The sequence below is a fragment of the Streptomyces sp. NBC_01426 genome (genome assembly GCF_036231985.1).
In the GTDB taxonomy this organism is placed as follows: domain Bacteria; phylum Actinomycetota; class Actinomycetes; order Streptomycetales; family Streptomycetaceae; genus Streptomyces.
Map to the genome: position 1 here is coordinate 5,419,044 of NZ_CP109500.1, position 25,803 is coordinate 5,444,846.

At 72.7% G+C, this 25,803-nt stretch carries 26 protein-coding genes; 15 read left to right on the forward strand and 11 right to left on the reverse strand.

The window, feature by feature from the left end:
* The first annotated feature begins 135 nt into the window (after positions 1 to 135).
* Positions 136 to 762, forward strand: coding sequence for a hypothetical protein (locus OG906_RS24045; protein WP_329445685.1), 627 nt, complete (start codon positions 136 to 138; stop codon positions 760 to 762).
* Between the two features lie 74 nt (positions 763 to 836).
* Complete coding sequence (locus tag OG906_RS24050) at positions 837 to 2,282, forward strand: PepSY-associated TM helix domain-containing protein (RefSeq protein WP_329445687.1); 1,446 nt, start codon at positions 837 to 839, stop codon at positions 2,280 to 2,282.
* A gap of 142 nt (positions 2,283 to 2,424) precedes the next feature.
* On the opposite strand, the gene OG906_RS24055 is transcribed toward OG906_RS24050, so the two are convergent.
* From OG906_RS24055 to glnII, 3 genes are all read right to left on the reverse strand, one after another.
* Positions 2,425 to 3,024: a winged helix-turn-helix domain-containing protein gene (locus OG906_RS24055; protein ID WP_329445689.1), complete on the reverse strand. Its 600-nt coding sequence runs from the start codon at positions 3,022 to 3,024 to the stop codon at positions 2,425 to 2,427.
* A gap of 360 nt (positions 3,025 to 3,384) precedes the next feature.
* Entirely contained in the window at positions 3,385 to 4,308 is a 924-nt protein-coding gene (locus OG906_RS24060; protein ID WP_329445690.1) for a DUF6891 domain-containing protein, read from the reverse strand.
* Between the two features lie 125 nt (positions 4,309 to 4,433).
* Positions 4,434 to 5,453, reverse strand: coding sequence for a glutamine synthetase (gene glnII, locus OG906_RS24065; protein ID WP_053676112.1), 1,020 nt, complete (start codon positions 5,451 to 5,453; stop codon positions 4,434 to 4,436).
* Between the two features lie 275 nt (positions 5,454 to 5,728).
* Between glnII and OG906_RS24070 the strand changes: the two genes are divergently transcribed.
* Positions 5,729 to 6,670 (forward strand): Gfo/Idh/MocA family protein, encoded by a 942-nt coding sequence (locus OG906_RS24070; RefSeq protein WP_329448117.1) that lies wholly within the window; start codon positions 5,729 to 5,731, stop codon positions 6,668 to 6,670.
* A 46-nt stretch (positions 6,671 to 6,716) separates the two neighbouring features.
* On the opposite strand, the gene OG906_RS24075 is transcribed toward OG906_RS24070, so the two are convergent.
* Complete coding sequence (locus tag OG906_RS24075) at positions 6,717 to 7,205, reverse strand: MarR family winged helix-turn-helix transcriptional regulator (RefSeq protein ID WP_329445693.1); 489 nt, start codon at positions 7,203 to 7,205, stop codon at positions 6,717 to 6,719.
* Positions 7,206 to 7,249: 44 nt separating this feature from the next.
* On the opposite strand from OG906_RS24075, the gene OG906_RS24080 reads away from it, so the two are divergent.
* Complete coding sequence (locus tag OG906_RS24080; RefSeq protein ID WP_329445695.1) at positions 7,250 to 8,071, forward strand: alpha/beta fold hydrolase; 822 nt, start codon at positions 7,250 to 7,252, stop codon at positions 8,069 to 8,071.
* Positions 8,072 to 8,103: 32 nt separating this feature from the next.
* Here OG906_RS24080 and OG906_RS24085 read toward each other — a convergent pair whose 3' ends face one another.
* A complete protein-coding gene (locus OG906_RS24085) occupies positions 8,104 to 8,475 on the reverse strand; it encodes an ArsC/Spx/MgsR family protein (protein WP_329445697.1) in 372 nt (123 codons plus the stop codon).
* A 118-nt stretch (positions 8,476 to 8,593) separates the two neighbouring features.
* Between OG906_RS24085 and OG906_RS24090 the strand changes: the two genes are divergently transcribed.
* Entirely contained in the window at positions 8,594 to 8,848 is a 255-nt protein-coding gene (locus OG906_RS24090; protein WP_053676109.1) for a hypothetical protein, read from the forward strand.
* A gap of 176 nt (positions 8,849 to 9,024) precedes the next feature.
* Here the strand turns inward: OG906_RS24090 and OG906_RS24095 are convergent, their stop codons facing one another.
* Positions 9,025 to 10,110, reverse strand: a complete 1,086-nt coding sequence (locus tag OG906_RS24095; RefSeq protein WP_329445699.1) for a PP2C family protein-serine/threonine phosphatase — start codon at positions 10,108 to 10,110, stop codon at positions 9,025 to 9,027.
* A gap of 76 nt (positions 10,111 to 10,186) precedes the next feature.
* Between OG906_RS24095 and OG906_RS24100 the strand changes: the two genes are divergently transcribed.
* The 3 genes from OG906_RS24100 (at position 10,187) to OG906_RS24110 (ending at position 13,372) form a co-directional block, all read left to right on the forward strand.
* On the forward strand, positions 10,187 to 10,885 hold the full coding sequence (locus OG906_RS24100; protein ID WP_267798617.1) for a VIT1/CCC1 transporter family protein: 699 nt from the start codon (positions 10,187 to 10,189) through the stop codon (positions 10,883 to 10,885).
* Between the two features lie 100 nt (positions 10,886 to 10,985).
* Entirely contained in the window at positions 10,986 to 11,876 is an 891-nt protein-coding gene (locus OG906_RS24105) for a TIGR01777 family oxidoreductase (protein ID WP_329445702.1), read from the forward strand.
* A 233-nt stretch (positions 11,877 to 12,109) separates the two neighbouring features.
* Positions 12,110 to 13,372, forward strand: a complete 1,263-nt coding sequence (locus OG906_RS24110; protein ID WP_329445704.1) for an NAD(P)/FAD-dependent oxidoreductase — start codon at positions 12,110 to 12,112, stop codon at positions 13,370 to 13,372.
* Between the two features lie 163 nt (positions 13,373 to 13,535).
* On the opposite strand, the gene OG906_RS24115 is transcribed toward OG906_RS24110, so the two are convergent.
* A complete protein-coding gene (locus OG906_RS24115) occupies positions 13,536 to 14,975 on the reverse strand; it encodes a regulator (protein ID WP_267826015.1) in 1,440 nt (479 codons plus the stop codon).
* 173 nt (positions 14,976 to 15,148) lie between these two features.
* Between OG906_RS24115 and OG906_RS24120 the strand changes: the two genes are divergently transcribed.
* The 5 genes from OG906_RS24120 to OG906_RS24140 all read left to right on the forward strand — a co-directional run bounded on the left by OG906_RS24120 (position 15,149) and on the right by OG906_RS24140 (position 18,541).
* Positions 15,149 to 15,427: a hypothetical protein gene (locus OG906_RS24120; RefSeq protein ID WP_329445707.1), complete on the forward strand. Its 279-nt coding sequence runs from the start codon at positions 15,149 to 15,151 to the stop codon at positions 15,425 to 15,427.
* A gap of 76 nt (positions 15,428 to 15,503) precedes the next feature.
* On the forward strand, positions 15,504 to 16,301 hold the full coding sequence (lipB, locus tag OG906_RS24125; RefSeq protein ID WP_267826017.1) for a lipoyl(octanoyl) transferase LipB: 798 nt from the start codon (positions 15,504 to 15,506) through the stop codon (positions 16,299 to 16,301).
* A 110-nt stretch (positions 16,302 to 16,411) separates the two neighbouring features.
* Positions 16,412 to 17,359 (forward strand): lipoyl synthase, encoded by a 948-nt coding sequence (gene lipA / locus OG906_RS24130; protein WP_053676103.1) that lies wholly within the window; start codon positions 16,412 to 16,414, stop codon positions 17,357 to 17,359.
* Positions 17,360 to 17,635: 276 nt separating this feature from the next.
* A complete protein-coding gene (locus OG906_RS24135) occupies positions 17,636 to 17,833 on the forward strand; it encodes an SCO2195 family GlnR-regulated protein (RefSeq protein WP_053676102.1) in 198 nt (65 codons plus the stop codon).
* A 9-nt stretch (positions 17,834 to 17,842) separates the two neighbouring features.
* Entirely contained in the window at positions 17,843 to 18,541 is a 699-nt protein-coding gene (locus tag OG906_RS24140) for a DUF4191 domain-containing protein (RefSeq protein WP_053676101.1), read from the forward strand.
* A 93-nt stretch (positions 18,542 to 18,634) separates the two neighbouring features.
* Here OG906_RS24140 and OG906_RS24145 read toward each other — a convergent pair whose 3' ends face one another.
* Complete coding sequence (locus tag OG906_RS24145) at positions 18,635 to 19,102, reverse strand: RDD family protein (RefSeq protein WP_053676100.1); 468 nt, start codon at positions 19,100 to 19,102, stop codon at positions 18,635 to 18,637.
* A gap of 185 nt (positions 19,103 to 19,287) precedes the next feature.
* On the opposite strand from OG906_RS24145, the gene glnA reads away from it, so the two are divergent.
* Positions 19,288 to 20,697, forward strand: coding sequence for a type I glutamate--ammonia ligase (glnA, locus tag OG906_RS24150; RefSeq protein WP_053676099.1), 1,410 nt, complete (start codon positions 19,288 to 19,290; stop codon positions 20,695 to 20,697).
* Positions 20,698 to 20,845: 148 nt separating this feature from the next.
* Here glnA and OG906_RS24155 read toward each other — a convergent pair whose 3' ends face one another.
* Positions 20,846 to 21,508, reverse strand: a complete 663-nt coding sequence (locus OG906_RS24155; protein ID WP_329445712.1) for a TetR family transcriptional regulator — start codon at positions 21,506 to 21,508, stop codon at positions 20,846 to 20,848.
* Between the two features lie 86 nt (positions 21,509 to 21,594).
* Here OG906_RS24155 and OG906_RS24160 point away from each other — a divergent pair, with 86 nt between their 5' ends.
* A complete protein-coding gene (locus tag OG906_RS24160) occupies positions 21,595 to 22,365 on the forward strand; it encodes an SDR family NAD(P)-dependent oxidoreductase (protein ID WP_329445714.1) in 771 nt (256 codons plus the stop codon).
* Between the two features lie 87 nt (positions 22,366 to 22,452).
* On the opposite strand, the gene OG906_RS24165 is transcribed toward OG906_RS24160, so the two are convergent.
* Together OG906_RS24165 and aceE are read right to left on the reverse strand one after the other, a co-directional pair.
* Positions 22,453 to 22,971: a DUF4240 domain-containing protein gene (locus OG906_RS24165; protein ID WP_267798608.1), complete on the reverse strand. Its 519-nt coding sequence runs from the start codon at positions 22,969 to 22,971 to the stop codon at positions 22,453 to 22,455.
* A gap of 144 nt (positions 22,972 to 23,115) precedes the next feature.
* Positions 23,116 to 25,800 carry a pyruvate dehydrogenase (acetyl-transferring), homodimeric type gene (gene aceE, locus OG906_RS24170; protein WP_329445717.1) on the reverse strand — a complete coding sequence of 895 codons (2,685 nt, stop codon included), beginning with the start codon at positions 25,798 to 25,800 and terminating at the stop codon, positions 23,116 to 23,118.
* Between the last annotated feature and the right edge of the window lie 3 nt (positions 25,801 to 25,803).

Sequence of the window (25,803 nt, forward strand, 5' to 3'; positions counted from 1 at the left end):
TCCGAAACTCGCGCGCCGATGCGCACCACACGGGCCGCGATGTTCGCGGCGGTGTGTGTCGCCTTGGGTGCGGTGGGGCATTCGTACATGTCGGGAATGGATATTCCCCTTTATGGCCTTCTCGGTGCTTTCGGAGTGATCGGCTCACTCGCGTGGCTCGCCGCCGGGCGACGGCGGGGCCCCGTGGGCATCACCGCCGGGCTCCTCGCCGCGCAGGGCATGCTGCACCTCGCGTTCTCCGGAAGCCAGGGAGCCCACCCCGCGTCGATGCCGATGCCCGGGCCGGGTGCCCCCGGCCCGGCCGGCGCCCATCACCACACCACCGGCATGGACATGGGCGCGACGGCCGCGGGAGGCGGCGCCACCGCACCCCACGACATGGCCGACATGGCGGGCATGGCGGACCTCGCCGACCTGGCGGTGACGGCCGGGCACGGACACGGCGGCCTCGGCATGATCGCCGCCCACGTGCTGGCCGGGCTCTTCTGCGCCGTGTGGCTCGCGTGGGGCGAGGCCGCCGTGTTCCGGCTCGCCGGCGCCCTCGGGGCCGCCGCGCTGCTCGCCGCCCGACCGCTGTCCCGGGCGCTCGCCCTGGTCCGCACGCGCGTGACCCTCGTACCGGCGCCGCCCGCGCACTGCCCTCCGTACGAACGGCCGCGCTTCCTGCGCGGCGCCCTGCACGCCCACGCCGTGGTGCGCCGCGGCCCGCCGCGCCGGCGAGACACCCGAGCCACGGCCTCCGGCCGTCCTGCCCGCGCCTGACCGGCGCACCCTCCTCGGTGAGGGGCGAGACCCGGGGGTCATCACCCATGTCTTCGCCAACACCTAGGACCGACATGTCCCTTGACGAGCTTCAGGACGTCCCCGCCCGGGGCGCCGAGGTACCACCCCGACGCACCGCCGGAGGCTGGGCCGCGTTGCGACCGCTGCTCCTGCGGATGCATTTCTACGCCGGGCTGCTGATCGCCCCGCTGCTGTTCATCGCCGCCGCCACCGGGCTGCTCTACGCCGCGTCCTGGCAGGCCGAGAAGATCGTCTACGCCGACGAACTGACCGTCCCCCGCGTGGGCGAGCGCGCCCTGCCGCTGAGCACCCAGGTCCGGGCCGCCCGGGAGGCGGAGCCCGGGGGCGAGGTCACGGCCGTCTGGCCCGCACCCGACGCCGACGACACCACCCGGGTCGTCATGGAGAAGAAGGGGCTCGCGGAGGGCGAGACCCTGACCGTGTTCGTCGACCCGTACACCGCGGACGTGCGCGGGCAGCTCACCACCGCCGGTGACGCGCTGCCGTTGCGGGCCTGGCTGAGCGAGTTCCACTCCAGCCTCCAGCTCGGCGAGTTCGGCCGGAACTACAGCGAACTGGCCGCCAGCTGGCTCTGGGTGGTCGCCCTGGGCGGCCTCGCCCTGTGGGTCGGGCGCCGGCGCACCCGCCCGGCACGGCTCGTCCTCCCGGACCGGTCCGCCACCGGCCGTCGCCGGACCCTGTCCTGGCACGGCACGGTGGGCCTGTGGGCCGTGGCCGGACTCGTCGTCCTCTCCGCGACCGGCCTGACCTGGTCGAAGTACGCCGGTGAGAACATCGGGCAGCTCCAGGACCGCCTGGGCGGGGCCACCCCGTCCGTCACCGCCACGTTGGGCGGCGCCGGGGCGGCAGGCGGGGCGGACGAACACGCCGGGCACGTCATGACCGACGGCATGGAGATGCCCCCGCCGGCGCCGACCGCGGACGTGGGCATCGACGAGGCCGTCGCCGCGGCCCGGGCGGCCGGCGTGACCGAGGACCTGCGCGTGACCCTGCCCGCCCAGGGCAAGGGCTACGTCGTCAAGGAGACGGACAAGCAGGTGCCGGTGCACCTGGACGCCGTCGCCGTGGACCCGGCCGACGGCACGGTCATGGACGAACTGCGCTTCGCGGACCACCCCCTGCTCGCGAAGATGACCCGCTTCGGCATCGACCTCCACATGGGCCTGACCTTCGGCCTCGCCAACCAGATCGCGCTGGCGGCGCTCGCCGTCGCGGTGATGCTCCTGGTCTTCTGGGGCTACCGCATGTGGTGGATGCGCAGGCCCACGAAGGACCGCCGGCTGTCGGTCGGCCGCGCGCAGCCGCGCGGGGCCTGGCGACGGCTGCCCGCGACGACGCTGCTGCCGCTCGCCGCGGTGACGGCGGTGGTGGGCTGGTTCGTGCCGATGCTCGGGATCAGCCTGCTGGTGTTCCTGCTGCTCGACGTCGCGCTGGGATTCCTGGCGCGCCGCAGGGCGGGATCGGCGACGGGGGCGTAGTCCCGGTCGGTCCGGGCCCCGACGCCACGACGGTCCGGGGCCCGGACCGGGACGTGCGACGACCGCCGGCCCGTACTCCCCTCGTGCGTACGGGCCCGAGCCCGGCGCCCGAGGCCGGGAGGCGGGTTCCCGGCGCGCGGCATCAGGGGGCGTACTTGTAGCCCACGCGGCGCACCGTCTGGATCGCGCCCCGGTGGGCCGTGCCCAGCTTGCGGCGCAGTCGGGCGATGTGGACGTCGACGGTACGGCCGTCGCCCACGTGCCCGTAACCCCACACGGTGGTGACCAACTGGTCCCGGCTGTGCACCCGGTGCGGGTGCGCCACCAGGTGGGCCAGCAGCTCGAACTCCAGGTACGTGAGGTCCAGCACCTTGCCGTCGACCTCGGCGGTGCGCTGCGCCGAGTCGATCCTGACCAGCGCGTCACCCGTGGTGGCGGGCGTCGTGGCCGGGCCGGCCGACGGCGCTCCGGCGCGGGTCGGGGCGGGAACGGAGTGCGGGGCGAAGGCGATCGGCTGCTGGTCGGCCGGTACGAGGACCAGGTAGCCGACCATCGGCGGCTGCCCCGGCAGGGTCGGCAGGGTGTGCTGGGGGGCGGGCAGCCAGGTGGCGCCCGGCGGGAGCAGGTCCACCACCCGGGCCACCTCGTCCCGGTCCACGGCCCGAAGTCGGTGGCGCGGACTGGGCGGGAAGGTCAGGGGAGCGGCGGCCGGGGCGGACGTGAGGGTACGGGGGTTCGTCATGAGTGGTCAGCTCTTTCACGCGGAGTGGTCGGCAGGAGACGTGCGTACGTCGTCGATGTCGTACCGCGCAGACCGAAGGCCTCGGGGAGGTCGTCTGTGAGAGGTCCCGGGAGGCTTTAGAGGGCCGGCGCGTTCTTCGCGCGGCAACACACCCGGTCGAAATCATGATCCTGACGGGAAGGCCAGAACGGCTCGAGGTCGCTGCGACCTGACGAGGTGTACGAGACGTACGAGTGGCTGGCCATGACCTCATTCAAGCAGATGTGCGGGGCCCGGGGCAGACCCCGTCTCACCCTATGGATCGGAATCTCATATTCCGTGACGTCGGCGTGAAGGATTCGTCACCATCGCGACAAATCGTCAGCCCGTCAGTCGCTTCCGCCAGTCCGTGCCGGTCACCCGGATCGCGTCCCCGGCCGACCCGTCCCAGGCCCACCGGAGCCCCGCCGCGTCCAACGCGGCCACCACCTCCCGGCCCACCGAGACCGTCTCCTCGTCGCCCGCGTCGAAGGCCCCGTAGTACAGGTGCAGATCGTGGCCGACCGCGACGCTCTCCGTGCACTGGGTGTGGAAGAACACGAACCCGCGCGCGTCCCCCACGCGCTCCTCCCAGATCTCGCCCTGGCCGCAGTTGCGGCAACAGGTGAAGTTCTCCCGGGCGGTGATGCCGCCGGAGTCCAGGGCCGCGAAGGCGCGGGTCAGCCGGTCCGGATCCGTCTCGCCGGTCCAGGTGGCCTGCTCCGCGACCCGCTCCCGCCAGAGCCGGTACACCAGCACGCGGGCCTGCGGCCCGGACACCGGCCGGACGCCGTCCTTCACCAAATAGTCCTCGGCGTGCTCGATCAGCTCCGGTATCCCGTCGTAGCCGCACCGCAGGACGAGCCGGATCCGTTCCTCCAACTGCTCGCGCACGGAGTCCTCCAGCGCCGGCGGCTCCGCCTCGACGGGGAGGTCCAACCGCGCCCAGGCCGGTCCGAGCTCCCAGCCCTTCTCCTGCCGGGCCCAGCCGGCCATGACCCGCCCGACCTCCTCCGGCGTGGACAGGTACGCCTGGAAGTGCCGGTCTGCGCAGCCCTCGCGGTACTCCAACTGGTAGGAGCGGGCGCCGGTGTCGTCCGCCTCGTGCCAGACCTGGATGAACACCTCCGGGTCGGCGGTGCGCCGCTCGACGATGAGGAAGCGGTCGCCCGGGGCGCCGATGCGTTCCAGCAGTTCGGTCAGGGTGCGTGAGGAGGGGCGGTCGTGGGTGTCGCCGCGCTCGGTCCTGATTCTGATCGGGAGCATGGGGACACCGTGCCAGAGGGCACCGACAGCGACGCCCGCCGGGCCTGGTGGCCCGGCGGGCGCCGGCGTGCGTGCGGTGATCCGGCCCCGGATCGGTCGGGGAGGATCGGGCCCGGGTCAGGGACTCAGAGCAGGCCGTCCTTCTCCAGGGCGGTGCAGCAGGTGTCCGTGATGAGGCGGGTCACCACGTACGGGTCCACGTTGGCGTTCGGCCGGCGGTCCTCGATGTAGCCCTTGCCGTCCTTCTCCACCTGCCACGGGATGCGCACCGAGGCGCCGCGGTCCGAGACGCCGTAGCTGAACTCGTTCCACGGGGCGGTCTCGTGCAGCCCCGTCAGGCGCTCGTCGATGCCGGCGCCGTAGTTCTTGACGTGGTCGAGCGGCTTGCTGCCCTCGCCCAGGGACTCGCACGCGGAGATGATCGCGCGGTAGTCCTCGCGCATCGCCTTCGTGGAGAAGTTGGTGTGGGCGCCCGCGCCGTTCCAGTCGCCCTTGACCGGCTTCGGGTTCAGCGTCGCGGAGACGTTGAAGTCCTCGGCCGTGCGGTAGAGCAGCCAGCGCGCGATCCACAGCTGGTCGGAGACCTCCAGCGGGCCGACGGGGCCGACCTGGAACTCCCACTGGCCGGGCATGACCTCGGCGTTGATGCCGGAGATGCTCAGCCCGGCCACGAGGCAGTGGTCGAGGTGCTTCTCGACGATGTCGCGGCCGAAGATCTCGTCCGAGCCGACACCGCAGTAGTAGCCGCCCTGGGCGGCCGGGAAGCCGTTGACCGGGAAGCCGAGCGGGCGGGCGCCGTCGAAGAAGGTGTACTCCTGCTCAATGCCGAAGATCGGCTCCTGGCCGGCGAACTTCTCGGCGATCGGACGGAGCAGTGCGCGGGTGTTCGACTCGTGGGGGGTCATGTCGATGTTCATGACCTCGCACAGGACGAGGACGTTGTCGCCGCCGCGGATCGGGTCCGGGCAGGAGAACACCGGCTGCAGCACACGGTCGGAGGCGTGACCCTCGGCCTGGTTGGTGCTCGATCCGTCGAAGCCCCAGATCGGCAGCGCGTCGCCGTCGGCGAGGATCCGCGTCTTGGAGCGAAGCTTGGCCGTCGGCTCCGTGCCGTCGATCCAGATGTACTCAGCCTTGTAGCTCACGGGCCCCATCCTTCGGTGCGTCGCTCCGGCGCAGACTCTGCGGGTGTCGCGGTCGCGTGCTGCGTGTGCGGTGCTGCGGTTTCCTGCCGCCGGCCCGCCGGTCGCGGCGCTGCGATCGCGTGCTGCGGTGATGACCGCAGCGTGCCCCCATGCGATTTCTCTTCCGTTGCCCGTGTGTGAACCCCGTGTTACCGAGATGTGCGCCGCAGGTGGGAACGGTCGTGCGGGTCGGCGATGGCACACCCGTCCGAGTACGGCAGACTGAGCGGGTGAGCATTTCGTACGATTTGAACTCCGCCGGTGACTCCTCCGTGGACGCCGCCGAGACCCCCCGACCCCGGGTCGGCCTGCTGGGCACCGGCCCCTGGGCCCAACGCACGCACGCCCCCGCCCTCGCCGCGCACGCCGGCTCCGACTTCGTCGGGGTGTGGGGCAGGCGCCCCGAGGCGGCGGCCGAACTCGCCCGCGCCCACGGCGTGAAGGTGTACGAAGACCCCGACGAACTGTTCGCCGACTGTGACGTCGTGGCGTTCGCCCTGCCGCCCGACGTACAGGCTCCGCTCGCGGTCCGCGCGGCCGCCGCCGGATGCCATCTGCTGCTCGACAAGCCCGTCGCGACAACGGTGGAGGACGCCTCGGCCGTGGTCGCCGCCGCGGCCGAGCACGAGGTCGCCTCCATCGTCTTCCTGACGCTCCGGTTCGCCCAACCGACCGCCGGGTGGGTCGAGGAGCAGGCCGCGCGCTCCGGCTGGTTCACCGCCTCCGCCCACTGGCTCGGCGCGCTCTACCCGCCCGACGGAACCCCCGGCAGCCACCCCGACTCGCCCTGGCGCAAGGCCAAGGGCGGACTGTGGGACGTCGGCCCGCACGCCCTGTCCGTCCTGATCCCGGTGCTCGGCGACGTCACCGCCGTCTCCGCCACCCGGGGCCCCTCCGACGTGGTGCAACTGGCCCTGCGCCACGCCTCGGGCGCCGCCGGCACCGCCGTGCTCAGCCTGGGCGCGCCGCACGCGGCCGCCGGGGTGGGGCTGGAGCTGCGCGGGGCCGAGGGGATCTTCGACCTGCCCGATTGGAGCGACGTCCCCGGCGCCTACGGCCGGGCGCTCGACGCGCTGCTCACGGCGGCCCGCACGGGCGAGCCGGACGCGCGGGACGCGCGGTTCGGGCTCCGGCTGACGGAGATCCTGGCCGAGGCGGAGCGCCAATTGGACGCATGAGAAGGGGGGCATGGTGGCGGGGCGGGGCGATGCCGCGCCCGCCCCGCTACTGGCCCTCGCCTCGCTTTGGCCCGCCCGGCTCCTGCTCGCCGAGTGCCGCCCGGGCGCCCGAGAGGAAGCGGCGGACGGCTTCCCGCTCGGTCGGGTCGAGGGTGCCCTGTACCGCCAACAGCCGGTCGATCAGCGGGCCGAAGAACGCCCGGCCCAGCCGCACGGCCTCCGGCTCGACCCGCAACAGCACCCGGCGGCGGTCGGCCCCGTCGCGCACCCGGGCCACGTGGCCCAGCCGCTCCAGACGGTCGATCACCGCCGTGGTGCCGGCCGAGTTGAGACCGAGGCGGGCGCCCAGCAGACCCGCCGTGGCCGCCTCGCCGGCGCGCTCCGCGTCCAGCAGACAGATCAGGGCCCGCACGTCGGTGGGGTGCATGCCATGGTGCGCCGCGAACTCCGCCTGGCGCAGGCCGAATTCGACGGACACCGCCCGCAGCAGGTGCACGAGTTCAAGGTTGTCGTCCACAACGCCTCCGTCTATCATCTCTCGCCGAGCGAGATGATCGCCCAGCGAGAGAGTGGTGCCGGATGTCTTTTCGGAAGGCCTACGAAGAAGTCCTCGGCCGGTGGCCCGGCCCCGTCGAGGGCCGCGAGCTGCCCACGCCGTACGGAACCACCCACGTCAACAGCGCCGGTCCCGCCGACGCCCCACCGCTCGTGCTGCTGCCCGGCGGCGGGGCCACCTCCACCGTCTGGGGAGCGGTCGCCGCCGGGGCGTCCCGCACCCACCGGGTGCACGCCGTGGACCTGGTCGGGGAGCCCGGACTCAGCGTCCCCGCCGAGGGACGGCCCGTACGGACCCCGGACGACCTGGCCGGATGGCTCGACGCGGTCCTGGACGGGCTGGGCGCCGAGCCCGTCACCCTGGCCGGGCACTCGTACGGCGCCTGGATCGCCGCCCACCACGCCGCCCGCCACCCGGGGCGGTCGGCCCGACTCGTCCTGCTGGACCCGACGCAGGTCTTCGGCGGGCTCCGTCCCGGCTACGTGCTGCGCGCCCTGCCCATGCTGCTGCGGCCCACCCCCGCCCGGATCCGGGGCTTCCTCGCCTGGGAGAGCGGCGGCGCCGCCGCCCTCGACCCGACCTGGCTGCGCCTCCAGGACGAGACGGCCGGCTTCCCCACCGTCCGCCCCGTCACCGGACCCCGCCCCGACCCGGCCCCGCTGCGGCGGCTGCCCGTGCGGGTGGCGTTCGCCGGCGGCGCCCGGTGCCACGACCCCGCCCGGATGGCCGAGGCCGCGCGGGCGGCGCTGCCGGACGCCCGCGTCGACGTGCTCCCCGGGGTCACGCACCACGCGATGCCGCTGACGGCGGCCGACGCGATCACCCGCCTTCTGACGGAGGCCTGAGCCGGCCCGTCGGATCGCGCCGGCCGGCCGGCTCAGGCCTTGCGGGACAGCGCCTCGCGCACGGCCTCGTCGGTGCGCGCGATCACGGCCGTGCCGTCCTCGGCGGTGATGATCGGGCGCTGGATCAGCTTCGGGTGCGCCGCCAGGTGGGCGATCCAGCGGCCCCGCGCCGCGTCCGTCCCCTCGCGCGGCAGTTCCCGTACCCCGCTCTCACGGGCCAGTGGGTCGGAGGTGCGCGTGATGTCCCAGGGCTCCAGCCCGAGGCGGTCCAGCACCTCGTGGATCTCGGCCTCGGACGGCACGTCCTCCAGGTACCGGCGCACCGTGTAGTCGGCGCCCTCCGCGTCCAGCAGGGTCAGCGCGGCACGGCACTTGGAACAGGCGGGATTGATCCAGATCTCCATGCGCGCAAGCCTAACGAGGCGTCGTGCCGGGCCGGTCTGGCCAGGGGCTTTTGTCAGTGCCCCCCGGTAAAATCGAAGGAGAACGACAGGAAGCCAACTACCGTTTGGGAGGCTGTAGATGGCCGCTGCCGCGATCATTTCGATGCCCAAGAAGAAGCCGCTGCCGGCGGGGCTGCCCCGCGAGTGGTACGAGAGCCACAACCGCCGTCTGAAGGCGATGCGGCTGGCGATATCGCTGCTCGACACCGGGACCTACGACGCTCGACGCGCCACCAACCGCAAGATCCGGACGATGGCGGTGCGGGTGGGGATCCACCGGCCGTCCAACGTGACCTGCAAGATGGTGCGCGCCTTCATCCGCGACGTCGGCTGACGGTTCGACACCGGCTCCGGTGGCCGCGGCGCAGCGCCGCCGCGGCCCCTCAGCCACCCGAGCCGCCTGCGGCCGCCGCACCCTCGGCGGGCCGGCCCGGCGACGGCCGATCCCGGTCACGGAACGCCCGGCCACGGAACGCCCGGTCACGGAACGCCCGGCCATGGAGCGCCCGGTCACGGTTCCATGGCCGGCAGGGACAGGAGCAGGAGCGCCACGTCGTCGCGCGGGCCGCCCGCGGTGAAGGCCTCCAGGTCCCGCCACACCGCCCGCACGAGGCCCTCGGAGTCCTTCGCCAGCACCGGGATCCGGGAGGAGAGCGGGTAGAAACCGCCGTCCGCGTCGCGGGCCTCGGTCACGCCGTCCGTGTGCGCGAGCAGCCGGTCGCCCGGCAGCAGCGGAACCTCGGCCACCTTCGGCAGCGCCGGCACGGTGAGGCCCAGGCCCAGCGGGGGCCCCGGTTCCACGTCCAGTTCCGAGGTCGTGAAGCCGCGGAGCAGGAGCACGGGCGGATGCCCGCACGACACGATCCGTACGAGGTCCAGTCCAGGCGGGAACTCCAGCAGTACCGCCGTCGCGAACAGCTCCGGATGCCGGATCGAGGCGGCCGCCGCGTCGGCGACCAGCCGCCGGTCCAGCCGGGCCGCGACCGCGCCCAGCTCGGGATCGTCCAGGACCGCCTCCCGGAAGGAGCCGAGCAGCGCGGCCACCGTCCCGACCGCCGCCAGACCGTGGCCCTGGACGTCGGCCACCACCGCCCGAACGCCGTACGGCCCGGCCCGCACGTCGTACAGGTCGCCGCCGACCAGCGTGCCGCGCTGCGCCGCCCGGTAGAGACCGGAGCAGTGCACCGGGCCCACCTGGTCCGGTACCGGTGGCAGCACCGCGAGCTGCGCCGCCTCGGCGACGGTCCGGACGCTGACCAGCTGGTCGTCGCGGCGCCGACGCACGAACGAGATCACCACGCTGAGCAGGCCCACGAAGGCCACGGTGGCCAGGTCCGTGCCGCGGGCGTGGGCCACGCCGAGCTGGGGGACGCCGAGCAGCACGAGGACCAGTGCGGCGAACGCGCAGGTTCCCACGGGGCCGTACGAGAACGCGGCCACCGCGGGCAGGGCCGCGAGGAAGTAGCCCAGCTCCGCGCCAGGGGTCAGCCACTGCGCGCAGCACAGCACCACCACGGCCACGGCCGGCGCGAGCCGCGCCCAGCGGGGCGGGGGCGTCCCGTGCAATCGGCCGGAGTCCTCGAGTCCGCGTCTCACTCCTCCACCCTCATCCCGGGGGGCCGGGGGCGCACCCCGGGTGGCCCCGTGCGGTGCGCCCCGCGACAGTGGTGCGGTGACCGAATCGGCGGGCGCGCGCAGCGCGGAGATCAGCACCCGGCTCAACTGGCTCCGGGCCGGCGTGCTGGGCGCCAACGACGGGATCATCTCCACGGCGGGCCTGGTGGTGGGCGTCGCCGGGGCGACGACCTCGCGCACGGCGATCCTGACGGCGGGGGTGGCCGGGCTGCTGGCGGGGGCGCTGTCGATGGCGGCGGGGGAATACGTGTCGGTCAGCTCGCAGCGGGACTCGGAACGCGCCGCCCTGGCCGTGGAGCGACGGGAGCTGGCGGACGAGCCCGAGGAGGAGCTCGCCGAGCTGACGGACATGCTGGCGGCGCGCGGCCTGAGCCGGGAACTCGCCCGGGAGGCCGCCGAACAGCTGACGGAACGCGACGCCCTGCGGGCCCACGCCCAGGTGGAACTGGGGATCAACCCGGACGAGCTGGTGAACCCCTGGCACGCGGCCCTCGCGAGCCTGCTCTCCTTCACGGTGGGGGCGCTGCTCCCGCTCCTGGCGATCGTCCTGCCCCAGCCGTCGGGACGGGTGCCGGTGACGGTGGCGGCCGTGCTGGCGGCGCTGACCCTGTGCGGGCTGGTCAGCGCCCGTCTGGGCGGCGCCCCCGCGGCGCGGGCGGTGCTGCGGAACGTGGCGGGCGGCGCGGTCGCGATGGCCGTCACCTACGCCGTGGGCACCTGGATCGGCGGCACCTGACCCACCCCGGGACCGCCGCGCCCGGCCCGCCCGGTGGATCCACGGGCGCCACGCCCCGGGCCGCCCGTGCACGGGCGCGACATCCGGGCAGACTGGCGCCATGCGCATCGCGGTCACCGGAGCATCCGGCCTCATCGGCAAGGTCCTCGTACGGTCCCTCCAGGCGGACGGACACGAGGTGGTGCGCTTCGTGCGCCGCCCCGCCGCCGCCCCGGACGAGGCGACCTGGGACCCGCGGCGCGGGTACGTGGACCCCGCCGGGCTGGTCGGCTGCGGCGCCGTCCTCCACCTGGCCGGGGCCGGGGTCGGCGACCACCGCTGGACGGCCGCGTACAAGAAGGAGATCCGCGACAGCCGCGTCCTCGGCACCGCCGCCATCGCCCGGGCCCTGGCGGACATGGCCGAGCCGCCGCCGGTCCTCGTCTGCGGCAGCGCCGTCGGGTATTACGGCGACACCGGCGACCGCCTGGTCGACGAGGACGCGCCGGCGGGGGAGGGCTTCCTGCCCTCCGTCTGCGTCGAGTGGGAGGCGGCCGCCGCACCGGCCCGCGAGGCCGGGATCCGTACCGTCTTCGCCCGCACGGGCCTGGTCGTCGCCGCCGACGGCGGGGCGTGGGGCCGGCTGTTCCCCGTCTTCCGGGCCGGCGTCGGCGGCCGGCTGGGCAACGGCCGCCAGTACTGGTCGCACATCTCGATGCACGACGAGGTCGCCGCCCTGCGCCACCTCGTCACCGCGTCCGGGCTGTCCGGTCCGGTGAACCTGACGGCCCCCGAGCCGCGGACCAACCGCGAGGTCACGGCGGCGATGGGGCGGGTGCTGCACCGCCCGACGGTGTGCGCCGTGCCGGCGCCCGTCATGCGCGTGGTGCTCGGCGAGTTCGCCGAGGACGTGCTGGGAAGCCAGCGGGTGCGTCCCACGAAGCTGCTGGAATCCGGCTTCGTCTTCCGCTACCCGGAGATCGACGAGTCGATCAGGGCCGCACTGGCCTAGGCCCCACCGCCACAATCTCGCCTGGCCCGCGGCGCCCGGCCGGTCCCTGCCGCCGGCTGGGCGACCGGCGGCCCGGGGGAGCACCGTTCGCTCACGTGCGACCGTTTGTGACCCGAATGCGACCGCTGTGCGACCGGAGTTGTGCGCAATACCGCACCGGACTCGGGTTCTCCCGGAGTCCGTTGGGGGAAGGAGGAACCCCACACAGCCGCGCCGACCTCGGGGAGGGGCACGTGCTCAGCAGCGCACACCATGCAGACGTCGTCATCGTGGGAGCCGGAGTCTCAGGACTCGCGGCGGCACACCATCTGATCGCAGCGGGGGTCACGGTCACCGTCCTGGAGGCCGCGGACGACCCCGGCGGGCGGATGGCCACCGAGTCGGTCGACGGCTTCCGGCTCGACCGGACCGGCCAGCTCCTCAACACCTCGTACACCGAACCGTCCCGCACCCCGGGCCTGGAGGCGCTCGTCCTGCGCCCCTTCGCGCCCGGGGTCCTCATCCGGGGAGCCGACGGCAAACAGCAGCGCGCCGGGGCCCTCACCCCCGCCCGCGCCCTGGCCGGCGGCTCCCTCGACCAGGCCCGGCTGAGCGCCGCGCTCGGCCGGCTCGCGGCCCTGCCCGTGGAGCGCCTGCTCGCCCGGCCCGAACGCACCGCGATCGCCGCCCTGCGCACCCGCGGACTGCCGCCGCGCACGGTCAACGGGGTACTGCGCCCCCTGCTCGCCACCCTGCTCCGGGACCCCGGACTCACCACCTCCAGCCGGGTCGCCGACCTGGCCCTGCGCGGATTCGCCCGAGGCCGGCTCGCCGTGCCCGAGGGCGGCGCCGCGCGCCTGCCCGACCTGCTCGCCGCCGCCCTGCCACCCGGCACCGTACGGACCGGGGTACGGGTCCGCACGGTGGCGACGAACCTCGTCACCACCGAGGGGCACGGCGACTTCAGTTGCCGTTCCGTCGTGCTCGCCACCGGGGCCCGGGCCGCCGCCGACCTGCTGCCGGGGCTGCGGGTGCCGAACTTCCACGAGGTCACCGTCATCCACCACGCCACCGCCGGCCCGCTGCCGTGGGACGGTTCCCTGCTCCTCGACGCCGACCCGAGGTGGCCGCTCGCCCACACCACCGTGATGAGCGCGGTCGACCCGACGCGGGCCCCCGCCGGACGGAGCCTGGTCACCACCACCGTGCACGGACCGCCGCCGCCCACCCGCACGGTCGCGTCCCGCCTCGCCCGGCTCTACGAGACCTCCACCCGGGACTGGGACCTGCTCGCCGTCCACCACACCCCGGAGGCCGTCCCGGCCATGCCCCCGCCGCACGACCTGCGGCGCCCGGTACGGGTCGTGGCGGGGCTGTACGTGTGCGGCGACCACCGGGACTCCAACACCGTCCAGGGGGCCCTGAGCTCCGCCCGGCGCGCGAGCACGGCCGTGCTGCGCGACTTCGGCATCCCGGTGCCGGCCGCCCCGGAACGATCCGTTCCGGTGGCGGCCTGAGCCGGTCCCGCCCCGCCGCGTCCGGTCGGGCCGCGTCCGGTCGCGTCCCGGCCGGTCGCGGCCCGGGTGGAGGCCCGGTCCCGATCCCGGGGCCGGGCCCTCCCCGCGCGGGCCCGGGCGCGGCCGGCCCCGGCGCGGGAGCCCGGTCGGGGGAGGCCCCGGTTCAGGCCAGTGCGGCGACCCGGTCCCGGTAGGTCCGCACCGCCGAGGCCTCCCGGTACGGCTCCAGCCGCCGTTCGAAGTCCCGTACGTACTCCACCGCGCGCGCCGACCGCATCTCCATCGCCTGCTGCGCCGCCTCCGCGCCCAGCGCGCACGCCTGGTCCAGCTCGCCGAGCCCGAGGCGGGCCGTGGCCAGCACCACCTTGCAGAACAGCCGCGAGCGCGCGTGGCCGGGCGCCCGCAACTGGAGCGAGCGCTCAGCGTGCTGCGCCGAGGCCCGGTACTGCTGGAGGTCCCGGTGGCAGTGGCCGAACTCGTCCGCCAACTGCGCCTCGTCGTAGAAGCGGGCCCAGTGCGGCACGTCGTCCCCCGGCCGGGCGGCGCCCAGCGCCCGCTCCGCCCGCACCAGCGACGCCGTCGAGGCCCGCACCTCGCCCAGCACCGCGTGCCCCCGCGCCTCCGCCGAGTGCAGCAACGCCTGCACCACCGGCGGCGGGCCGGAGCCCACGCCCTGTTGGGCGACCCGGGCGAGCTGCACCGCCTCCCGCCCGTGCCCGAGGTAGACGGCCTGACGGCTCATCGTGACCAGCACGTACGACCCGTACGGCCGGTCCGCCGCGGCCTGCGCGAGCCGCAGCGCCTGCACGAAGTACCGCTGGGCCAGCCCGTGCGCGGCGATGTCGTACGAGGTCCAGCCCGCGAGCCGGGTCAGGTCGGCGGCGGCCGCGAACAGCCTGCGCCCGGTGCTCTCCCCGTAGGTGCCCCGGAGCATCGGCTCCGCCTCGTGCTCCAGGTACCGCACCAGCGCCTGCCGGGCGTGCCCGCCGCCGTAGGTGTCGTCCAGGGTCCGGAACAGGTCGCCCACCGACCGCAGCGCGGCGATGTCCCCGCCCGTCACCCGCTGGCCCGGCCCCCGGTCGATCTGCCGCTGGCGCGGCACCGCGGTCCGGCCCTGCGGCGGGACCCGGGAACCCGCGGGCTCCGCGCCCCGCCCGACCCGCTCGTCGGCGCGGCCGATCAGCCAGTCCCGGCTGGGCACCACCAGACCGGCCGGGGTGAAGGCGATCTTCCGCAGCTCGGCGTGCGAGCCGGAGTCCTTGCGCCACAGCCCGCTCGCGATGTCCACGGCCTCCTCGGGGGTGGCCGCGAACTCCAACCCCGCGTAGACGGGCGCGCACGCGTCGAGCCCCAGGTCCTGCGCCGACAGCCGCCGCCCGAGGCGTCGGGTGAAGACCTCCGCGATCAGCGCGGGGGTCGTTCCGCGCGGTTGTTGGCCGCGCAGCCACCGGGTCACGGACGTCTTGTCGTACCGCAGATCGAGACCGTGCTCCAGGCCGAGCTGGTCGACGCGGCGGGCGAGACCGGCGTTGGAGAACCCGGCTTCCGCGATCAGGGCCGAGAGCTGCCGGTTGGGGACGCGCTGGGCTGGTCGTTCCGTCATCGGCTCCACGGTTTCCTGACGTGAAAGACCGGAGTCCCGGCCCTGTGAACGGCGTGAATGTAGCGGCGAACTTCGCCCGCACCGCCCCCTCTGTCCCACATTCATCCGATCGTGTGCAGAACCGGCGGGACCCTTTACGGATTGGCCCCCTCCGCCCGCATAGGCTGCCGCTCATGACCCGCCGGCCCACCGGGGCGCACCGCCCCGACGATCACCGCCGTCCCGACGACCAACCGGAGTCCACCGCTCCGCTTCCCGCGCCCGAGCTGACGGAGGCGGAATGCCGACGCTGCGGCACGCACATCGCGGGGCTGGACGGGCGGTACGCGTGCGGGGTGTGCGGCTGGGTCAACGACCACTCGGAGGGCCATCGACGCCTGCCGAGGGCGGACGAGGACCCCGACCGACCGGCCGGGAACCGGCGCCGGCGGAAGCGGCGACCGGGGCCCTGAGGGGCCGCATTCGGCCGGCCGTACCCTTGGCTGGTGCGATGCGTGCACACAGCAGGTTCAACGAGGAGGCGCTGCGGTGACTGAGCTTCGGTTTGTCCATCTGGGCTTCGGGCCGGAATTCGTCGAGTACACCGAGGCCTGGGACGAGCAGCGCCGGGTGCACGCCGCCCGCTTCGCGGACGAGATCGAGGACACCTGCCTGCTGCTGGAGCACCGGCCCGTCTACACGGCCGGCCGGCGCACCGCCGACAACGAGCGGCCGCTGGACGGCACGCCGGTCGTGGACGTGGACCGGGGCGGAAAGATCACCTGGCACGGCCCGGGTCAGCTCGTCGGCTACCCGATCATGAAGCTGCCGCGTCCCGTGGACGTGGTCGCCCACGTCCGCCGGCTGGAGGACGCGCTGATCAGGACCGCCGCCGAGTTCGGGTTGGAGACCACCCGGATCGAGGGACGCAGCGGTGTCTGGGTGCTCGGCGACCCCGTCGAGGACCGGCCGAGCATCGGCGGACTCTCGCTGGACCTCGACCCCCGGATGCACGACGACGAGTTCGACGCCCGACTGAACGGCCCCGAGTACGCCCCGTCCAACGCGGGCCAGCGCCGCGAGGACCGCAAGCTCGCCGCCATCGGCATCCGGGTCGCCAAGGGCGTCACCATGCACGGGTTCGCGATCAACGTGAATCCGGACAACACCTGGTTCGACCGGATCGTCCCCTGCGGCATCCGGGACGCCGGTGTGACCTCGCTCTCGTACGAACTGGGCCGGGAGATCACCATCGCCCAGGTCGTGCCCGTGATCGAGCGGCACCTCAAGGACGTCCTGGAGCAGGCGGAGCTCCGGCCGCGGGAGATCGAGCCCGTCGCCGGCTGAGGGCCCGGGGAATGCGTCCGGCCGCCCCCAGGTTGGCGGACGTAAGAACGTATGAAATTACGGGCGTACCCTGGTGGGCGCCGAAGAATCGAAGTCACAGGGAGCCGGTCGTGTCCGCAGTCGCACCCGACGGACGCAAGATGCTGCGCCTCGAAGTCCGCAACGCCCAGACCCCCATCGAGCGCAAGCCCGAGTGGATCAAGACCCGGGCGAAGATGGGCCCCGAGTACACCAAGATGCAGGCCCTGGTGAAGGGCGAAGGACTGCACACGGTGTGCCAGGAAGCCGGCTGTCCGAACATCTACGAATGCTGGGAAGACCGCGAGGCCACCTTCCTCATCGGTGGCGACCAGTGCACCCGGCGCTGTGACTTCTGCCAGATCGACACGGGCAAGCCCGAGGCCCTCGACCGGGACGAGCCGCGTCGTGTCGGCGAGTCCGTGGTCACCATGGACCTGAACTACGCGACGATCACCGGCGTGGCCCGCGACGACCTGCCCGACGGCGGTGCCTGGCTGTACGCGGAGACCGTCCGCCAGATCCACCAGCAGACGGCGGGCCGTGAGACCGGCCACACCAAGGTCGAGCTGCTGGCCCCCGACTTCAACGCGGTGCCGGAACTCCTGGAGGAGGTCTTCGCCTCCCGCCCCGAGGTCTTCGCGCACAACGTCGAGACGGTCCCCCGGATCTTCAAGCGGATCCGCCCCGGCTTCCGCTACGAGCGCTCCCTCGACGTGATCACCAAGGCGCGCGCCTACGGCCTGATCACGAAGTCGAACCTGATCCTCGGCATGGGCGAGGAGCGCGAGGAGGTCACGCAGGCCCTCAAGGACCTGCACGAGGCCGGCTGCGAGCTCATCACCATCACCCAGTACCTGCGTCCCTCGCCGCGGCACCACCCCGTCGAGCGGTGGGTCAAGCCGGCCGAGTTCGTCGAGCTGGCGAAGGAGGCCGAGGAGATCGGCTTCTCCGGTGTGATGTCCGGTCCGCTGGTGCGCTCTTCGTACCGCGCCGGGCGCCTCTACCAGCAGGCGATGGAGAAGCGCGCCACCGTCTGACGTGGCCGTGTGAAGTCCCGCACAAAACCTTACTGAACAGTAACACCGCGCCGACGCGGCCCCTAGGCTCATTCCAGGATGAGTCGGGTGGGCCGCGTCAGTGTTTTCGCGCCCAACATGTTCATCGCATTTGACCGACCGGTCACGCCCTGGTAACACCAGTCAGTGACGATTGCGGCACGCACCGCACATCGCGCAGCGCGCACCACCGCTTCGCTCCACGTACCACCGCTTCACTCCCCAGCCGTCGTGAGCACCGTGAGAGGGATCGACATCATGCAGGCCGCGCCCGTACGCGCCATCGCCATCCCGTCCTTCACAGACGCCTTCCGGGGCATCGAGTCGCTGCTCATGAGCGGCGCCCGCCGCAACGCCTGGAGCGCGGTCCTGGAGGACCGCCGCAGGGCCAAGGATCGGGTCGAAACCGAGCACGTACTCGAGGCCGCGGCGACCCGCCGTCCGCAGGCCACGTAAACTCGCCTTATGGCGAGGAAGTCAAACGCAGAGACTGCTGCGAACCCCGGGCGACTGAAGCAGATCGCCCTGACGTACAAGATGACGCGCAAGGCCGACCCGAAGGTCGGTCTGATCGTCGCGGGCGTGGGAATCGTCACCTTCGGTGTCTTTCTTGCGATCGGCTTCCTGATCGGGCACCCGGTCTACCTGGGCATCCTGGGTTTCCTGGTGGCGTTCCTCGCGATGGCGATCGTCTTCGGGCGACGGGCCGAGCGGGCTGCCTTCGGGCAGATGGAGGGACAGCCGGGCGCGGCCGCGGCCGTACTGGACAACGTGGGACGGGGTTGGACCACCACCCCGGCCGTCGCGATGAACCGGAACCAGGACATCGTCCACCGGGCCGTCGGCAAGGCGGGCGTCGTCCTGATCGCGGAGGGCAACCCGAACCGGGTCAAGGTCCTGCTCGCGGCCGAGAAGAAGAAGCTGGCCCGGATCATGCCCGACGTCCCGGTGCACGACTTCATCGTCGGCACGGGCGAGGGCGAGGTCCCGCTCAAGAAGGTGCGTACGACGCTGCTCAAGCTGCCGCGCGTGCTGGCCGGCCCGCAGATCACGCAGGTGAACGACAAGCTCCGGGCCATGGGCGACCTCATGAGCAACATGCCGGTCCCCAAGGGCCCCATGCCGAAGGGCACGCGCATGCCGCGCGGCGGCAAGATGCGCTGATGATGCGCTGACCTGCTTTTCGTATACGAGACGGGGGTGCCCCCGGAGCCGACGGCTCCGGGGGCACCCCCGTCTCGTGCGTCGCGCCGTTCCTCAGATGCGGACCTGGACGGCGCCGGCGAGCCGGTCGTGCAGGCCCCGGCCGTCCCGGTCCGAGATCAGGGCGGGGACGAAGAGGGCCAGCAGCAGGGTGCGCAGCGCCACCCGGCCGAGGCCCAGGCGCGAGCCGTCCAGCGCGATGACCCGGAGTCCCAGGATCCGCTTGCCGGGGGTGAAGCCCACGGTGCCCACCGTCAGGAACGTGAGGCTCAGGAAGAGCGCCAGCGTCCACGGACTGGAAGCGTCCAGGTCACCGCCCGTGATCAGGGCGTAGGCGATCAGCTGACAACCGACCCAGTCGATGACGACGGCGCCGAGTCGACGCCCGAAACGGGCCACCGAGCCGGGCCCCGAACGGGGAAGGCCCAGGCGCTCGCCCGGATGGCCGAAGTCGACGCCCATCTCCTCGGCGGCCGCGCGGGGGCCGGAAAGCCAGGATCCGATTGCTTGCCTGTTGTCCACCCGACCACGGTACCGGTGCGCTCTCCGGCGCCCCGGACGGGACCCTGGTTAACTTGTGCGAAACAAATGGGTCATGCTTGAGAAATCCCGTCTGCTTATGGTCGGGTCAGCGTGCGGCACCGCACTGACGCACCACGAGCTATAAAGCCCGCCCCTGCCCCGGGGTCGGGAGTAGGAGGAGTTGGATGTTCCAGAACGCCGACGAAGTGAAGCAGTACATCGAGGAGAACGACGTCAAGTTCGTCGACGTCCGCTTCTGTGACCTGCCTGGTGTGATGCAGCACTTCACCATCCCGGCGCGGGCGTTCGACCCGGCGGAGGAGCTCGCCTTCGACGGATCCTCCATCCGCGGCTTCCAGGCGATCCACGAGTCCGACATGGCGCTGCGCGCCGACATCACCACCGCGCGCCTGGACCCGTTCCGCAAGGACAAGACGCTCAACATCAACTTCTTCATCCACGACCCGATCACGGGCGAGGCCTACAGCCGCGACCCGCGCAACATCGCGAAGAAGGCCGAGGCGTACCTCGCCTCCACCGGCATCGCCGACACCGCGTACTTCGGCCCCGAGGCCGAGTTCTACGTGTTCGACAGCGTGCGCTTCGCGACGACCGCGAACGAGAGCTTCTACCACATCGACTCCGAGGCCGGCGCCTGGAACACCGGCTCCGAGGAGAACAACCGCGGCTACAAGGTCCGCTACAAGGGCGGTTACTTCCCCGTCGCCCCGGTCGACCACTTCGCCGACCTGCGCGCCGAGATCTCGCTGGAACTGGACGCCCAGGGCCTCCAGGTCGAGCGCCAGCACCACGAGGTCGGCACCGGTGGCCAGGCGGAGATCAACTACAAGTTCAACACGCTGCTCGCCGCGGCCGACGACCTGATGCTCTTCAAGTACATCGTGAAGAACGTCGCCTGGCGCAACGGCAAGACCGCGACCTTCATGCCGAAGCCGATCTTCGGTGACAACGGCTCGGGCATGCACGTCCACCAGTCGCTGTGGGCGAACGGCGACCCGCTGTTCTACGACGAGGCCGGCTACGCGGGCCTCTCGGACACCGCCCGCTACTACATCGGCGGCATCCTCAAGCACGCCCCGTCGCTGCTGGCCTTCACCAACCCGACGGTGAACTCCTACCACCGCCTGGTGCCGGGCTTCGAGGCGCCGGTCAACATGGTGTACTCCCAGCGCAACCGCTCCGCCGCGATGCGCATCCCGATCACCGGCTCGAACCCGAAGGCCAAGCGCGTCGAGTTCCGCGCCCCGGACCCGTCGTCCAACCCGTACCTCGCCTTCGCGGCGCTGCTGCTCGCGGGCCTCGACGGTGTCAAGAACAAGATCGAGCCGATGGAGCCGATCGACAAGGACCTCTACGAGCTCTCTCCCGACGAGCACGCGAGCGTCCCGCAGGTCCCGACCAGCCTGGAGGACGTCCTCAAGGCCCTGGAGGAGGACCACGAGTACCTCCTCGCCGGCGGTGTCTTCACCCCGGACCTGATCGAGACCTGGATCGACTACAAGCGCACCAACGAGATCGCCCCGATCGCGCTGCGCCCGCACCCGCACGAGTTCGAGATGTACTTCGACATCTAGTCGCCCCGAGCGCCCCCCGGCGGAACCCGCACGACGGGCCGCCGGGACGGGCGCTCCGCGACCTCGCCGCAGACGCCTGCGGCCGTGCCGCCCCCCACTCCTCACGGAGCGGAGGGCGGCACTTCGTCGTTTCGGGGGGTACGGGCCTTCAGGCGGAGCGGTGGAGCAGGGGCATCGCGCCCGTCAGGTCGCGCAGGCAGCGGACCGCGAGTTCGGCGGGGGAGCCGGGGCCGGCGACCGGGGCGTCGGTGGCCGACCAGAGTTCCAGGGCGATGCGGATCGCGTCCGTGGCGGCCGCCGCCAGGAGGCGGACGCCGAGGGCGTCGGCGTCGGGGCCGGCGAGCCGGGCGATCACCGGGACCAGGCGTTCCTCGGAGTCTTGGTTCACGCGGTACCAGACGGCCCGCAGGGCCTCGTCGCCGGCGGCCGCCCGCAGCAGCCCGCGGGTCACCTTCAGGCCTTCCTCGACGGCCTGGGAGTCGCCGAGGGAGCGGGTGACGGCGCGCTCCAGCGCCTCGGCCAGGGGGGTGCCCGGGTCCTCCTCGGCGAGCAGCGCGCGCCAGGCGTCACCGCCGCCGGCGAGCAGGGGGGCCACGGCCTCCTGCTTGTTGCGGAAGTAGCGGTAGAACGTGCGCAGGGCCACGCCGGCGCGGTGGGCGATGTCCTCGGCGGTGGTGCCGTCGGGGCCGTGCTCGGCGAAGAGTTCGCAGGCGGCGCGGGCGATGTCGAGCTGGGTGGCGGCCTTGCGGCGCTCGGTCAGCGACTGGGCTCCGGGGCCGGCCTGGGGAGAGTACGGACGAGGGGATCTCACGTCTGAAGCCTACCGCCCGACCGGCTCGGCGATTGCATGCATTGACACACTGGCAAAACGTGTCACTTGGTCGTACGCTCGCCCCCATGAATCGATACGAAGGACGTCGCGTCCTCATCACCGGCGGCGGCTCCGGCATCGGCCGGGCCACCGTCCACCGCATCCTCGCCGAGGGTGGCCGCGTACACACCGCGGACGTCGACGAAGCCGGGCTCAAGAGCACGGCCGACCAGGCCGGCGCCGACGGCCACGGGGACCGCCTCACCACCGCCGTCCTCGACATATCCGACGAGGCCGCCGTACGGGCCAAGATCGCCGACGCCGTCGCGAGCCTCGGCGGGCTCGACGTGCTGGTCAACGCCGCCGGCATCCTGCGCTCCTCGCACACCCACCAGACCACGCTCGACTTCTGGAACAAGGTCATCGCGGTCAACCTCACCGGCACCTTCCTGGTGATCCGCGAGTCGATCCCGGCGCTGCTGGAGGGCGACCAGCCGGTCGTCGTGAACTTCAGCTCCACCTCGGCGTCCTTCGCGCACCCCTACATGTCCGCCTACGCGGCCAGCAAGGGCGGCATCCAGTCCATGACCCACGCGCTGGCCGCCGAGTACAGCAAGCAGGGCCTGCGCTTCGTCGCCGTGGCCCCCGGCTCCATCGAGAGCGGCATGACCACCGGCAACGGCCCGGGCCTGCCCGAGGACACCGACTGGAGCCTGTTCACCAAGCTGGCCCCGGCCCTCGGTCGGGGCTTCGCGGGGCCGGAGACGGTGGCCGGCGTCGTCGCGATGCTCGGGTCCGAGGACGGGGCGTTCATCACCGGCACGGAGATCCGCATCGACGGCGGCACGCACTACTGAGGCGCGCCGCCCGCAACCGACCCGCGCCACCCGCAACCGACCCGCGCCACCGACCGCGTCCGGTGCCGTACGCGCCACCGCCCGGCGTCAGGCCCTGAACCGGTCCCAGAGCCGGGGGAAGCGCTCCGCGAGCACGGCTTCGTTCTCGAAGTCCAGGGGAGCGCCCTCCGGCTCGGCCGCCTGCAACGGAACCCCGAGGTCCGGCGCCACCGCCCCGGTCAGCTGCTCGTACGCCTCGTCCGCCGCGTACCCCAGCTCCTCGCCGTCGCCGTCGATCTCCTCGTCGAAGTCGCCCAGCAGTTCCGCCAGGTGGTCGGGGTCGTGCACCCCGCCCTCGAAGACCTCCCGCCCCTGGCCGATCAGCCAGCACCGGAAGTAGTCGAACGCGTCGTCGCTCGCCCCGTCGAGCAGCACCCAGGCCGCCCCCCAGAGGTCCCAGGTGTACGCCCGGTTGTACCGCGACTCGAAGTGCCGGGCGAAGTCCAGCACGGAGTCCGGGTCGAGCTGAGCCAGCCGCTCCACGAGCAGCTCGGCGTGCTCCTCGGGGTCGCCCTCGGCGGCCTCGCGGGTACGGTCGACGATCTCCCAGAACTCCGTCTCGTCCATCACCGCTCCAGCATCACGGGTCCACCCCCGTGCCGCCACCGCTCATACGGCCAAAGGCCGGTGTCCGACCCCCATTGGCGGGGCGGACACCGGCCTTCGGCCGTACGGTGGCGCATCGGACTCGGCGCGACGGGCGCCCGGGCCCTACAGGCCGTAGCGCTCGCGGGCCTCCTTGATGGCGGACGCCGGCACCTCGCCGCGGCGGGCGAGCTGGGCCAGCGCGGCCACCACGATGGACTGGGCGTCGACACCGAAGTGCCGGCGGGCGCCCTCGCGGGTGTCGGAGAGGCCGAAGCCGTCCGTGCCGAGCGAGGTGTAGTCCTGCTCGACCCACTGGCTGATCTGGTCCGGGACCTGACGCATCCAGTCGGACACGGCCAGCACCGGGCTCGTGACGCCCTCCAGCGCGCGGGTGACGTACGGGGTGCGCACCTCGCCGCGCAGCAGCGCCTCGTCGCACTCCAGCGCGTCGCGGCGCAGCTCGCCCCAGGAGGTGGCGGACCAGACGTCGGCGGCCACGTTCCAGTCGGCGGCGAGCAGCTTCTGGGCGTCCAGGGCCCAGTGGATCGCCGTGCCGGAGGCCATGAGCTGGACCTTCGGGGCGTCGGCGGCCGGGGCCGCCTCGGCCAGGTCGGCCGCCGTGTTGAAGCGGTACAGGCCCTTGAGGATGCCTTCCTCGACGCCCTCCGGGATGGCGGGCTGGACCTTCGGCTCGTTGTAGACCGTCAGGTAGTAGAAGACGTCCTCCGGCTTCTCGCCGTACATGCGGCGCAGACCGTCCTTGACGATCACCGCGATCTCGTACGCGAAGGCCGGGTCGTAGTTGAGCGACGCCGGGTTCGTGGACGCGATCAGGTGCGAGTGGCCGTCGGCGTGCTGGAGGCCCTCACCGGTCAGCGTGGTGCGACCGGCCGTGGCGCCGACGATGAAGCCCTTGCCGAGCTGGTCGGCGAGCTGCCACATCTGGTCGGCGGTGCGCTGCCAGCCGAACATCGAGTAGAAGATGTAGAACGGGATCATCGGCTCGCCGTGCGTCGCGTACGACGTGCAGGCGGCGATGAAGTCGGCCATGGCGCCGGCCTCGGTGATCCCCTCGTTGAGGATCTGGCCGTCCTTGGCTTCCTTGTAGTACATGAGCTGGTCGCGGTCGACCGGCTCGTACGTCTGACCGAGCGGCGAGTAGATGCCGGCCGACGGGAAGAGGGACTCCATGCCGAAGGTGCGGGCCTCGTCGGGGACGATCGGCACCCAGCGCTTGCCGGTCTCCTTGTCCCGCATCAGGTCCTTGACGAGCCGGACGAAGGCCATGGTGGTGGCCATCTCCTGCTTGCCGGAGCCCTTGAGCAGCGGGGCGAAGGAGCGGTCGGCCGGGGCCGGCAGGGCCACGGGCTTGACCTTGCGGGCCGGGGCCGGGCCGCCGAGGGCCGTGCGGCGCTCGTTCAGGTACCGGACCTCGGGGCTGTCCGCGCCCGGGTGGCCGTAGGGGACCTGGCCGTCGACGAAGGCGCTGTCCGGGATCGGGAGGTCGAGCTTGTCGCGCATGCTCTTGAACTCGTCGATCGTGAGCTTCTTCATCTGGTGGTTCGCGTTCTTCGACTCGAACCCGGCACCCAGCGTGTAGCCCTTGACGGTCTGCGCGAGGATGACCGTCGGCGCGCCCTTGTGCTCCAGGGCGGCCTTGTACGCGGCGTACACCTTGCGGGGCTCGTGGCCGCCGCGGGAGGTGTGGAAGCACTCGGCGATCTTCGCGTCGGACAGCACGGCCGCGAGCTGCACGAGTTCGGCGTTGGCGCCGAAGAAGTGCTCGCGGATGTAGGCCGCGTCGCGGGTCGCGTACGTCTGGAACTGCGCGTCCGGGACCTCGCGCAGGCGGCGCACGAGGGCGCCCGTGGTGTCGAGCTGGAAAAGCTCGTCCCAGGCGGAGCCCCACAGGGACTTGATGACGTTCCAGCCGGCGCCGCGGAACTGGGCCTCCAGCTCCTGGACCACGCGGAAGTTGGCGCGGACCGGACCGTCGAGACGCTGCAGGTTGCAGTTGATGACGAAGGTCAGGTTGTCGAGCTGCTCGCGGGAGGCGAGGGCCAGGGCGGCGGTCGACTCGGGCTCGTCCATCTCGCCGTCGCCCAGGAAGGCCCAGACGTGCGAGTTCGCGGTGTCCTTGATGCTGCGGTTGTGCAGGTAGCGGTTGAACCGCGCCTGGTAGATCGCGGACAGCGGGCCGAGGCCCATCGACACCGTCGGGAACTCCCACAGCCACGGCAGGCGCCGCGGGTGCGGGTAGGACGGCAGGCCGTTGCCGCCGGACTCCTGGCGGAAGTTGTCGAGCTGCTGCTCGGAGACGCGGCCGTCGAGGAAGGCGCGCGCGTAGATGCCGGGGGAGGCGTGGCCCTGGATGTAGAGCTGGTCGCCCGATCCGTCGGCCTCCTTCCCGCGGAAGAAGTGCTGGAAGCCGGTCTCGTAGAGCCAGGCCGCCGAGGCGAAGGTGGCGATGTGGCCGCCGACGCCGTACTTGGAGCCGCGGGTCACCATGGCGGCCGCGTTCCAGCGGTTCCACGCGGTGATCCTGGCTTCCATCGCCTCGTCGCCGGGGAACTCCGGCTCCGCGGCGGTGGGGATGGTGTTGACGTAGTCCGTCTCAAGAAGCTTCGGCAGCGCGAGACCGGCGGCCTCGGCGTGCTGGAGGGTACGACGGAGCAGGTACTCGGCGCGGCGCGTACCGGCGGCCTTGGCGACGGCGTCGAGGGAGGCCGCCCATTCGGCGGTCTCCTCGGTGTCGCGGTCCGGGAGCTGGTCGAGCTCGCTCGGAAGCTTTCCTACGGGGTCGGACATCGG